Source organism: Amycolatopsis sp. 3B14 (assembly GCF_050958625.1).
GTDB lineage: Bacteria > Actinomycetota > Actinomycetes > Mycobacteriales > Pseudonocardiaceae > Amycolatopsis_E > Amycolatopsis_E thermoflava.
In genome coordinates this window covers 1-11,947 of the sequence record NZ_JBHZEN010000066.1, presented here as the reverse complement: position 1 = coordinate 11,947, position 11,947 = coordinate 1, and the positions used below count along the sequence as shown (strand labels likewise).

The window sequence follows — 11,947 nt, the reverse complement described above, 5'->3', positions numbered from 1 at the left end:
ACGAGAGAGGTCAGACGAAGAAGCCCCTCGCCTGCTGGTCCTTCGCGAACGCCTCCTCGGCGGTGCGCATGACCGTCTGGCCCACCTGGTTGTGCGTGTCCGAGTAGCTCAGCAGCTTCTGGTTCCATTCGGCGTGCGCCTGCTCGAAGGCGGCCGAGGCCTGGCCCTCCCAGTCGGTGCCGAGGATTCCCTTGGCCTGGGCCATGAAGTCGTTGAACAGGTCCGCCAGGTCGGTCGACTTGGTGACGTTCGTCGACCCGGTCTGGCCCACCATGTCGTCATAGCGAATAACCATGCCGTTACCCCTTTCCGGTGTGGTCGACGAGTCAGGCCAGGCGGCTGAAGTTGCCCATGCCCGGCGTGATGGCGTTGATCTTGCTCTGGCCGTCGCTTTCGTGGTCGGCCATCAGGTTCTGGGTACCGACGATGCCGGTCATCAGCTTGTCCAGGATCGGCGCGAGCTGGCTGTTCCAGAACTGCAGCATCTCGTCCGACTTGCCGAGGGCGGCCATCGAGGCGATGCCCTTCCAGTTCGCGCCGACCACGTTCGCGTAGTCGGACTGCATGCTCCGGCAGAGCTCCTCGCCGCGGTCCTTGGCGTCACGCAGCAGTGTGTTCAACCGGGTCACTTGGTCTTCATCGAGATTCAGGGCCACGCCTGTCACCCCCATTGTCGGAGACGTACTACCAACACAGTGCGGACATCTATCAGCAGAGTAGGCGCGGCGGCTGACATCCCCCCGTCGCCCCGTACCACCCTCGCACGGACCAAAACCGCTGGTCAAGGCTTTTGGTCAGATCTTCACCGACGCCAAGTGCGGGCCGACTACGGGACGGCCGACACCATCGCGGCCGACGGGTTCAGCGTCGGGCCCTCGGGGATCCGCTGCACCAGGGCGGCGGGCATGTCGACCGCCGAGGACGCGGAATACCCCAGCTGGCCCAGCACCTTGTCGTCGGGCACCGGGTAGCGCAGGCCGGTGTCGGTGACCAGCGTGTACGCACCCGTGGTCGCCGTGGCCGACGGCAGCACCCGCACCACCGCGACGCTGCCCGGCGGGACCAGCACGCGGTCGGCCAGCTTCGTGCCGGTGCCGCTCTCCACGCTGGTCGTGATGGCCGCGGCCATGGCGTTCGGGTCACCGCCGACCGAGATCACCGGGTCGGTGCGGGCGTCGTGCGTCTCCGCGCACAGGGCGGCGCGGCCCTCGTCGGGTACGGTGGCCAGCTCCGGCGGCAGCGACGGCGGGGCCGCCTCGCCCTCGGCCGGCACCAGCGCGTTGCTGGTCGGCGCCGCGTTCGCGGCCGCGGCGGGGATCTCCTTGGGCTGCACGGAGTACTGGCCGGAGATGATCCGCACCTGCAACTCCGTCAGCGGGGCCAGTCCCTCCTGCCGGACCAGGTAGTACTGCACGCCGCGGGACAGCGGGTAGTAGACCACGTCGCCGACCTGGAAACCACTGAGTACAGAGGACGGTGCGCCCTGGCCGGGCACGTCGATGCGGCCGAGGTCCTGCCCCACGGGAAGCCCGTTCAGCCAGGCGGTGCCCGCTTCGACGGGGCCGGCTTGAGCGCCGAACACCGAGCGGATCACGGCGGCGTCGGTGATCCGGTAGCGGTGGTTGTTCCACACCAGGTAGACGGTGCCGTCCGTGGAGTCGCGAGCCAGGATCGCGCGCTGCCCGAGCGGGACGCCGCCCGGCATCGACTGCCCGACCATCAACGTCGTCGTGGTCAGCGGTGCGCCGGCCAGGTTCTGCCCCAGCACCGAGCACATCGTCCACGGCGTCGCGGTCGCGCGGTTCGCGGGCGGCAGCGAGGCCGGCGCGCCGGGGATGCCCACGGCGGGCTTGCGCGGCAGCCCGGCGAGGTCCTTGCCGGCCACGCGGTGCGGTCCGGCCTTGTCCGCGCTGGTCAGCAACCGTGCGGAGGCGTAGTTCAGGGTCGGCTGCAGCTCGCCGGAGGAGTACACGAACGTCGCGCCGGTCTCCCGCTCGATGATCACCGCGCCGTCGGTTTTCCAGGACGTGCCACCGACTCCGGTGAACACCCCGTAAACGCCGAAGCCCGCGGCGACCAGCACCGCGATCATCACCCCGGCGAACACCGCGCCCACACCGCGCCGCAACGGGGTCAGCTCCGGATCGGTCTCGTGCACGATGAGCGCGGAGGTGACCCGCTGCATCATGAACTGGTAGGCCTGCAGCTGGTCGCGACGAGTGGGCACGCCTATCCCTCAGCCGATCGAGGCCATCAGGCCCTGGACGTATGCGAAGAATCCGGTGATGAATCCCGCGAACGGGATCAGGGCCACGATAGCCATGACGTCCACGATGTCCGCGATGCGGCCGAACCACGGCGACGGGTTCTTGCGGCTGTAGACCAGCCCGGCGGCCGCGACCAGCAGCGCGATCACCACCAGCGCCAGCAGGAACAGCCCGATCCCGCCGTTGCCGGACGCGGTGCCGAAGCACCAGTCGGCCAGCAGCGCGAACACCCACAGCCCGGCGACCAGCAGCGGGATCCGCTGGCGCGGCACCGGGAACAGCCGGGCCCGCAGCAGCAGCGCCGCGCACGCGAGGATCAGCATGATCAACCGCGAGCCACCGCCGTGCGCGGCGAGGAAGATCGACGAGAACGCGCTGATCAGCGCGGCGCCGGTGAGGAAGCCGGTGAGCAGTTCGTCGGCGCGCGCCGCGGCGTCGAACACGGCCGGGGTGGCCGGATGCGGTTCGTCCTTGAGCAGGTCCGCCGACCGCTGCGGCAGCGCGGGCAGCGGGACCCGGCCCAGCCGCAGGGACAGCCACGGGTACCCGGGCAGCAGGCCGATCGCGATGGTCAGGACCAGCGCGCCGGCCGCGTCCGGGTCCATCCACCCGCCGAACAGCGCCCCCAGCGCGCCGAGGAACCCGGTGCTGATCGCGGCGACGAACACGCGGCTCATCGCGCCCACGCCGAGGTAGCCCACGATGCCGAAGACCAGCAGCGAAATGGCCCCCAGCAGCAACTGCGCCGAACCGAACGAGAACAGCCCCTGGTGGTCCGGCGCGGTCGGCAGGTACCCGCCGAGGAAGGCGTACGGCAGCGCCGATCCGGCGAACACCGCCCCCGCGTACGCGTCCGGCACCGCCCGCGCCACCACGATGCCCAGCGCGGTCAGGACCACCGCGGCGGACAGCATGATCAGGCCCGCGTCCAGCCACGGTGGTTCGAACAACAGCGAGACCAGACTGCCGCCGCACAACAGCACCGCGGCGACGACCAGCCCGGCGCGCCGGGTGGCCGCGCGGCCCCAGCTGCGGCCGTACCGCCGCGCGCCGCTGGCGATGGCCTCGACCAGGTCGTCGTACTCGATCTCGGGCCAGTCGACCGGGCCGGGGACGAGGTGCAGGATCTCGCCGTCGCGCACCTGCTGCGCGGCGAGCGTCTGCCTGCCTTCGAGCAGTTCGCCGGTGGGGCGCCGCAGCGACCATCCGCCGTGCTGCTCGCCGGTGTCCGGCGCGTCCTCGCCCGCGTGCCGCAAGATGTAGGGCAGCAGTTCCGCGACCGGCACGTTCTCCGGGAGCGCGACGTCGATCCCGCGTTTCGGGGTCGTGATGCTCACCTTCGCGAGGGTCGTGCCCATCGCCGACGTCATGCTGCCCCTACCTCCAAATTGGACCCCGAGACCGGCTGGGAGAGTATCAATTAAAGCGCGACACTAGGCTGGCGGAAAGCTCTATGCTGGCGCACCCGGGCGCTCGGGAGGTTTTCGGTCTTGGGAACGATCATAGTCAAGCGGCCACTCCGGCGGCCCGCGCCTGACCTGCCATCAGGCGACGTGGTGCTCGACCCGCCACCGGAGAACCCGCCGCCCGCGGGCAAGAGCTGGTCGCGGGTGCTGATGATCCTGCCCATGCTCGCCGGCACCGGCGGCATGGCCCTGCTGATCGGCGCGGGGCGGTCCGGTCCGCTGATGTACGTCGCCGGTGGTCTCTACGGCGTCGCGGTGCTCGGCATGATCCTGTTCCAGATCATCAGCCAGGGCGGGCAGGGCGCGAGCAAGCAGGAGATGATCGCCAACCGCCGCCGGTACATGCGACGGCTCTCGCAGCTGCGCGCGCAGGTGCGGGACACGATCGACCAGCAGCGCAAGGCGATGTTCTACCGCCACCCGGACCCGTCGCGGCTGTGGTCGACGGCCCAGAGCGCGCGCGTGTGGGAACGCCGTCCCGGCGACTGGGACTTCACGGTCATCCGGATCGGGCTCGGCTCGCAGGAGCTGGCCACGCCCCTGGTGCCGCCGGAGACCAAACCGATCGACGAGCTGGAACCGCTGTGCGCGATGGCGCTGCGGAAGTTCGTCACCACCTATTCGACGGTGCCGGACCTGCCGGTCGCGGTCGCGCTGCGCGGGTTCTCGCGCATCTACCTGACCGGCGACGACGACCGCAAGCGCGCGATGGCGCGGGCGCTGGTCGCGCAGCTGGGCACCTTCCACGCCCCCGGCGACGTGCTGACCGCGTTCTGCGTGCGCGAGCGTGAGCTGTGGGACTGGGCCAAGTGGCTGCCGCACGCGCTGCATCCGACCAAGACCGACGCGGTCGGCCAGATCCGGCTCGTCGCGCCGAGCGTCACCGCTCTGGAGGCCATGCTCGACGACGTGCTCGCCAACCGGCCGCGCTTCAACCCGGGCACGCAGCCGATCGAGGGCTCCACGCACGTGGTGGTGTTCGTCGACGGCGGCGACACCGGCGGGTCCGAGCACCTGATGATCGAGGGCGGCGTCGAGGGTGTCACGGTCATCGACCTCTCCGGCGAGCCGCCGCGCCTGCTCGACTCGGCCACGCTGGTCCTCGACGTCTCGCCCGAAGGCAACCTCACCAGCCGCACCATGGACGGCGCGGGCAACATCGGCACCGCCGACGGCCTGGACGTCGAGGAGATGCGCGGTCTCGTGCGCACCCTCGCGCCGCTGCGGTTGTCCGCGCTGACCGCGAGCGAGCAGCCGCTGTCCGGTTCGCTGGAGCTGACCGACCTGCTCGGGCTGGGCGACCCGTACGAGTTCGACCTCGCGAAGAGCTGGGAGGCGCGGTCGAACCGGGACCGGCTGCGCGTCCCGATCGGCATCACCGCCGACGGCCGCCCGATGGAGCTGGACCTCAAGGAGTCCGCACAGGACGGCATGGGCCCGCACGGCCTGCTGGTCGGCGCCACCGGCTCCGGCAAATCCGAGCTGTTGCGCACGCTCGTGCTGGCGCTGGCCGTCACGCACGATTCGGAGATCCTGAACTTCGTGCTGGTGGACTTCAAGGGTGGCGCCACGTTCACCAAGCTCGACCGGCTGCCGCACACCAGCGCGGTGATCACCAACCTGGCCGACGAGCTGCACCTGGTGGACCGCATGCTCGACGCGATCGGCGGCGAGCTGGTGCGCAGGCAGGAGCTGCTGCGCAAGGCGGGCAACTACGGTTCCCAGCGCGACTACGAGAAGGCCCGCACCGCCGGCGCCCCGCTCGACCCGCTGCCCGCGCTGCTGATCGTGGTCGACGAGTTCTCCGAGCTGCTGACCGCGCGGCCGGACTTCATCGACATGTTCGTCCAGATCGGACGCGTCGGCCGTTCGCTCGGTGTTCACCTGCTGCTCGCGTCGCAGCGGCTGGAGGAGGGCAGGCTGCGCGGGCTGGACTCGCACCTGTCCTACCGCATAGCGCTGCGGACGTTCTCCGCGATGGAGAGCCGGGTCGTGCTCGGCACGCCGGACGCGTTCCAGCTGCCCCGCTCCCCCGGCAACGGCTTCCTCAAGACCGGTGTCGACGAGCTGACCCGGTTCAAGGCCGCCTACGTCTCCGGCGTGCACCGGCGCGGCACGGTCCAGCACACCGACGACGAGGGCCGGCAGATCGACCCGGTGCAGGACTACTCGACGGCGTACCTGCGGCCCCGCCTGGCGGAGAAGCCGCTGGAGCAGCCGAAGCCCGCCGAGTCCGACGAGCTCGGCGAGACGCTGATGGACGTGCTGGTCGAGCGACTCGAAGGCAAGGGCGTGGCGGCGCACCAGGTGTGGCTGCCGCCGCTGCAGGAACCGCCCACCATGGACCAGCTGCTCGCGCCGCTGGTCACCGACCCGGTACGCGGGCTGACCACCGGGATCCGGGAGCACCGCGGGGCGCTGCGCGCCGCCGCCGGCATCATCGACCGGCCCGCCGACCAGCGCCGCGACGTGTGCTGGCTGGACCTGTCCGGCGCGGGCGGCAACGTCGCGATCGTCGGTGGCCCGCACAGCGGCAAGAGCACCGCCGTCCGCGCGGTGATGGCGAGCCTCGCCCTCACCCACACCCCGGCCGAGGTGCAGTTCTTCTGCCTCGACTTCGGCGGTGGCGGTCTCGCCGCGCTGCGGGACCTCGCGCACGTCGGCGGGGTCGCGACCCGGCGGGAGATCGACCGGGTGCGCCGCAGCGTGGCCGAGGCGCGCACGCTGATCGCCGAGCGCGAGCAGCGCTTCGCCGAGCACGGCATCGACAGCATGACGACCTACCGCAAGCTGCTGCGCGAGGGCCGCTTCCCGGAGGACCGCTTCGGCGACCTGTTCCTGGTCGTGGACGGCTGGGGCACGCTGCGGGCCGAGTTCGAGGACCTGGAGGCCGACGTCGCCGAGGTGGTCAACCGCGGCCTGGCCTTCGGCGTGCACGTGGTGGCCGCGGCCAACCGCTGGATGGACATGCGCATGAACCTGCGCGACATGTTCGGCAGCAAGCTCGAACTGCGCCTTGGCGATCCGGTGGACTCGGTGATCGGCCGCCGCCAGGCCGCCGGCGTGCCGGAGCAGACGCCCGGCCGCGGCCTCGCGCCGGACGGCATGCACTTCCTGTCGGCGGTCCCGCGGGTCGACGGCCGGGAGACCGCGGACGAGCTGGCCGAGGGCATCGCGCACCTGGTGACGTCGGTCAACAGCGCCTGGCCCGGCGAGCCCGCGCCGCGGGTCCGGCTGCTCCCGCCGATGCTGCCCTACACCGCGCTGCCCGCCCCGGACGAGCACGGCATCCCGATCGGCATCTCCGAGGCCGACCTGCAGCCGGTCAGCCTGGACTTCGCGGCCGAACCGCACCTGGTGCTGTTCGGTGACGTCGAGTCCGGCAAGAGCACCTTCCTGCGCGCGCTGGCCACCAGCCTGATGGCGCGGTACACGCCCGACCAGGCGCAGATCGCCCTGATCGACTTCCGGCGCAGCCTGCTCGGCCTGATCCCGGACGAGTACTTGATCGGTTATGCGACCTCCAGCGGAACCGTTCAGGAAATGGTGCGTCTGACCGTTGACGCCATGGTCAAGCGACTGCCGGGAGGTGACATCACCCCGGAGCAACTCCGCTCGCGCAGCTGGTGGAGCGGCCCGGAACTGTTCATCCTGGTCGACGACTACGACCTGGTCGCGCCGAACCCGCACGACAACCCGCTCGCGCCGCTGCTGGAGTACATGACGCAGGGCCGCGACATCGGCCTGCACCTGGTGGTGACGCGCCGCAGCGGTGGTGCCGCGCGGGCGATGTTCGACCCGGTCATCGCCCGGATCCGGGACCTCGCCTCGCCGGGGATCCTGATGTCGGGCAACCGCGAGGAGGGTCCGCTGCTGGGCAACATCCGGCCGCAGAAACTGCCCGCGGGCCGGGGCTGGCTGATCACCCGCAGCGGGGGTGCCCGGCTGGTGCAGCTCGCCGAGCTGCCACCGCAGGCTTGAGGAAAGTGATTCACCGGGGTTGACTCGAGGTGGTTGGTTAGGGAAGCGGGGGTCCGCCGACCCCTACCCCCGGTGGGCCCCCGCCACCTGAGCTGCGCTTCACGACGTTTGGGAGGGACATCGTGGCACCGATACCGGACGAACCGGGCACCGTTCCCACCCCGGACTGGGCTGCCAACGGAGCCGAGCTCGAGCTGGACCCGACGAACTTCCGCAACTACGGCAAGAACATCGCCCAGGTCGGCAAGGACCTGAGCAGCGACACGATGTCCGCCCAGTCGGCGCTGCAGGGCCCCGGCGGCAAGGACATGCTGATGTCCTCGATGTTCGAACCGGGCCTGGACATGCAGGCCTTCGCCGACCGCAACGCGCAGGAGATGGGGATGTTCATCCCCGACCTGTACAAGAACGTCACCGCGATCGCGTCCGTCGCCCTGATCATGGGCGAGGTCTTCGAGAAGATGGACGGCAACAACGCGGCGATGGTCGACGCGATCGAGTGGGCCTTCCAGATGGACGGCGCCAAGAAGCCGGGCGACGTGCCGGCCTGGCTGACCGACAAGCACACCATCGCCAAGGACCTCACGCCGCCGCCCGGCACCGGCGTGACCCAGACGGGCAAGGACACGATGATCAACCAGATCGTCGTGGGCAACATGACGATCACGACCTACCGCACCGCGGACGGCGGTACCCGCACGGTGCAGACCAACGGCGGCGTGACCACCGAGTACCTGGACGACAAGAACGGCGTCCGGCAGTACATGATCACCTCGACCAAGGGCGAGGGCCAGGACACGACGGTCACCACGCTCTACAGCAACGGCGCCCCGGTCGGCGAGACGCGCCGCACCACGAAGCACGACGTCGACTCCGACCCCAACGTCGTCCACCAGGTCACGACGTCGCAGACCTACGACAAGAACGGGAAACCGGTCAAGTCCGACAGCCCGGCGCCGAGCCAGCACGTCGTCACGTACAACTTCCAGGACGGCTCGCACGCCCGCGACTACTACAGCGAGTCGATGCAGAAGGACGTCAACGACGTCGACCACGACGGCAACACCGAGGAGAAGGTGCCCGTCAAGACCGACGAGCGGTCGGTCAGCACCCAGCACGACCTGCCGAGCGGCGCCGACTACCGGCAGAACTACGACGAGCTCGAGCAGGCACGACGCGCGGCGACAGGGGGGTAGACGAGCATGGGCGACGACTACTTCGGGTACGACCTGAGCAAGATCGGCGCGGGCGTCGGCGGGGGCTACTACGACACCGGGCAGGACGCGCCCCCCGCGGTCTGCAAGAACTACGACTTCTCCGGTGACGGCATCGAATCGCTCTTCCTCGCGGTGGTGAAGGGTGAACAGCCCGGCACCACGGCCGACCGCGCCCGCCAGTGGGGCAACGTCGAGCTGATGATCCAGACCGTGGCGGACAACCTGCGCGAGCAGACGCAGACGCTGGCCGACCACTGGAAGTCGCCCGGCGCCAAGGACGTCTTCCTCAGCAAGGTCGGCATGACCCTGGGGTACCTGCGGCAGTGGCAGGACGCCGCGCTGCACAACAGCACCGCGCTCTACGGCCTGTCGAACACGATGTACGAGGCGCAGGCCCAGATGCAGGCCCTGTACGACGAGTACAAGGCCGAGAAGAAAGACGCGATGGACAACGCGACCCACAGCCGGGGTGCGGCCATGGACTGGAAGGCCGGCCCTGCGCCGGGAACCGCGCAGGACAAGCTCGAGGCGGGCAACAAGGTCACCGAGGAGTACGACCAGAAGGCCCGCGACCTCGCGGAGAAGATCGCCGGCCAGTACGCGCCCTACATCTACAAGCTGCAGACCGCGCACGGGCCGAAGCTCGAGGTCCTCAACGCGATCCTGCACCCGGAGGCGACCGGGATGCCGCGCCCACCGGAGCTCAACGCGCCCGGTGCGCCCGGCACGCCGCCGGGCGGGTCTCCGGGTGTTCCCCCTGGGACCGCTCCGGGTGCACCCGACAACGCCCCCACCGCACCCCAGAACGCGCCGAAGCCGCCGGGTGATTCTCCTGCCTTCAACGCGAAGAACGCACCCACGGACACCCCGGCGTTCAACGCCACCGAGACGCCGACTCCGACACCCGGCCCGGCCCCGGTGGCGCCGACGCCACCCGGTCCGCCGCCGGCCGCGCCGACCCCGCCCGACGGGCTGAACACGCCGCCGGGGAACGCACCCGGCATCAACCCGGCCCTGCTAGGCCTCGCCGGCGGTGCGGCGCCGGTGCTGAACGCGTTCACCGGCGGCAAGGCGCCGGCCGCGCCCTCGTTCGGTGGCAACGGCACCACGCCCAACCTGTTCTCCGGCAAGGCGCCGAACAACGTCCCGTCGACGCTCGGCCTCAACACCACGTCGACGCCGACGCCGGGCGCCGGTCCGGGTACCCCACCGTCGTTCAAGCAGGGCAACAGCCTCTATCCACCGGGCACGATCACGCCGCCGCCGGGCGGTCAGATGCCGCAGCAGCCGCAGGCGAAGGAGCCGGGCGGCAACCAGCCCGGCGCGCCCACGTTCACCACCTCGCTGCCCTTCGACGAGCACCTGAGCCTCGAAGCGAGTTCGGAGTTCCGCCAGGCCATGCAGTCGGCGCCGCCGGTGCCGCCGGGCGCGGGTTCGGCGATGGGCCCGAACGCCGGGTCGGCGCCGCCGCTGCCGCCCGGCGGGCAGTCGCCGAACAGCCAGGCCGTGCAGGCGGGGCGCCGTCCCGGTGCGCCGCTGATGAGCGACCTGACCGAGCAGCCGCCCGCGTTCCAGCCGCCGCCGTCGACCGCGCCGGTGCTGAACAACGATCCGAAGCGCACCAACCGCGGTGGCAGCGCGAAGGAAGCGCCCACGGGGACGCGCGAGGGCCTGCCGCCGGGTGTCGGTGCGCCGCCGGTGCTGTCCAATCCGCACCGCAAGGCGCCGGGCAAGACGTTCAGCGAGTGGATGGCCGATCGCAAGCGCCGGAAGACGCAGGGCGGCAGCCGGAAGCAGTCGGAGTTCGTCGCGAACCTGCCGATGAGCACGACGTCGGTGTTCGACGGGCGGTACTCCGCGCAGGAGTACGTCGCCGGGCCGTCCGGAGAGGTTCCGAACGTGCTGCGGGCGCCCACGCCCGTGGTCGCGGCTCCGGACCGGCACGCGAAGCCGGTCGTGCAGGCGGACCGCGCGAAGCGCGTCGTCCGCAAGGACGAGAAGGCTCCGGTCACCGACCAGACGGCGTTCGAGGTCGAGACGCAGGGTGGTTCGGTCGTCACCGGCGGGCAGCAGGAACCGCAGGGCTACCGCAGGGCGGAACCGTCCGCCTTGGACGGACGGAACTGAACCGCTTTCCGGTGCGTCGGATCCACAACAGACGCTGAAGACGTCCTAAGTGGACCGACGCACCGGAAAGAGAGTTGCACCCCTCCATGAAGAGCACCCGTATCGTCGCAATGCCCGTTCTCGCCGCCGCTGTACTGGCGCTGTCGGCCTGTGGTGGGGGCGACGAGGAGCCGAGCAGCCCGGTCACCACCACGGCGGCTACGTCGTCGTCGGCGGCGCCGAGCTCGTCGGCGCAGGCGGCGCCCGCCGGTGCGGCCGAGAAGACCGCCCCGGGCACCAAGCTCAAGGTCGGCGACCGCGCGGTCATCTCGTGGGACAAGGGCACCGCGGCGGTCACCGTCACCGCGGTCGAGGCCGGTGACAAGGCCGCGATGGAGCAGCAGTACGGCGACCGCGCCAAGGGGCTGACGCCGTACTACATCCGGTACACCGTGGAGAACGTCGACGGCGCGGACCACGCCTTCGCCTCGTCACCGCACTTCGGCCTCGCCATGGCCGACGGCGGACCGACCGGCGTGGTGATCACCGGCGAGCTGGGCAGCTGCACCGACGACGGCGCCCCGAAGGACTTCACGACGGCGGGCGCCAAGTACGAGGCCTGCGACCTGTCCGCCACGCAGGACGGCGCGCAGATCGCCGGAGCCGAGTTCGACGACGACGAGTACAGCGACGCCCCGCTGATCTGGACCAAGTAGACCTTCCGGAACTGCGCGGCCGCACTCTCCTGGGGGTGAGTGCGGCCGCGCAGCATTGCCCGCGCAGTTCGGCCCGGCCGCAAGCCGGCAACGCAACAGCACCGACCACCCGACCAGACCTCCCCCGCCCCCGATCCACAGCCGATCTTTAGTCGCCGACCGGGGTTGTCAAGGCACGCTTTCCCGCCTTGACA

Annotated in this window: 8 protein-coding genes; 4 read left to right on the top strand and 4 right to left on the bottom strand. The window is 70.7% G+C overall.

Annotation, left to right across the window (positions count from 1 at the left end; genetic code table 11):
* Positions 1 to 10 precede the first annotated feature (10 nt).
* The 4 genes from ACCP09_RS32475 to eccD form a co-directional block, all read right to left on the bottom strand.
* Positions 11 to 295, bottom strand: coding sequence for a WXG100 family type VII secretion target (locus tag ACCP09_RS32475; RefSeq protein ID WP_231960615.1), 285 nt, complete (start codon positions 293 to 295; stop codon positions 11 to 13).
* A 31-nt stretch (positions 296 to 326) separates the two neighbouring features.
* A complete protein-coding gene (locus ACCP09_RS32470; RefSeq protein WP_123683203.1) occupies positions 327 to 629 on the bottom strand; it encodes a hypothetical protein in 303 nt (100 codons plus the stop codon).
* A gap of 197 nt (positions 630 to 826) precedes the next feature.
* Positions 827 to 2,227, bottom strand: coding sequence for a type VII secretion protein EccB (eccB, locus tag ACCP09_RS32465; RefSeq protein WP_123683204.1), 1,401 nt, complete (start codon positions 2,225 to 2,227; stop codon positions 827 to 829).
* A gap of 9 nt (positions 2,228 to 2,236) precedes the next feature.
* Positions 2,237 to 3,637, bottom strand: coding sequence for a type VII secretion integral membrane protein EccD (gene eccD, locus ACCP09_RS32460; RefSeq protein ID WP_378336987.1), 1,401 nt, complete (start codon positions 3,635 to 3,637; stop codon positions 2,237 to 2,239).
* 120 nt (positions 3,638 to 3,757) lie between these two features.
* Between eccD and eccCa the strand changes: the two genes are divergently transcribed.
* The 4 genes from eccCa to ACCP09_RS32440 all read left to right on the top strand — a co-directional run bounded on the left by eccCa (position 3,758) and on the right by ACCP09_RS32440 (position 11,753).
* Positions 3,758 to 7,714 carry a type VII secretion protein EccCa gene (gene eccCa / locus ACCP09_RS32455; protein WP_378336985.1) on the top strand — a complete coding sequence of 1,319 codons (3,957 nt, stop codon included), beginning with the start codon at positions 3,758 to 3,760 and terminating at the stop codon, positions 7,712 to 7,714.
* Positions 7,715 to 7,836: 122 nt separating this feature from the next.
* Positions 7,837 to 8,910, top strand: coding sequence for a hypothetical protein (locus ACCP09_RS32450; protein ID WP_123683207.1), 1,074 nt, complete (start codon positions 7,837 to 7,839; stop codon positions 8,908 to 8,910).
* Between the two features lie 6 nt (positions 8,911 to 8,916).
* Complete coding sequence (locus ACCP09_RS32445; protein WP_433752557.1) at positions 8,917 to 11,058, top strand: hypothetical protein; 2,142 nt, start codon at positions 8,917 to 8,919, stop codon at positions 11,056 to 11,058.
* An 86-nt stretch (positions 11,059 to 11,144) separates the two neighbouring features.
* Entirely contained in the window at positions 11,145 to 11,753 is a 609-nt protein-coding gene (locus ACCP09_RS32440; RefSeq protein WP_433752555.1) for a hypothetical protein, read from the top strand.
* Positions 11,754 to 11,947 lie beyond the last annotated feature (194 nt).

Bases quoted from the DNA above. Each gene is read 5' to 3' on its own strand.
- ACCP09_RS32475 (WP_231960615.1), bottom strand. From the start codon at position 295: ATGGTTATTCGCTATGACGACATGGTGGGCCAGACCGGGTCGACGAAC.
- eccD (WP_378336987.1), bottom strand. From the start codon at position 3,637: ATGACGTCGGCGATGGGCACGACCCTCGCGAAGGTGAGCATCACGACC.
- ACCP09_RS32445 (WP_433752557.1), top strand. From the start codon at position 8,917: ATGGGCGACGACTACTTCGGGTACGACCTGAGCAAGATCGGCGCGGGC.
- ACCP09_RS32440 (WP_433752555.1), top strand. From the start codon at position 11,145: ATGAAGAGCACCCGTATCGTCGCAATGCCCGTTCTCGCCGCCGCTGTA.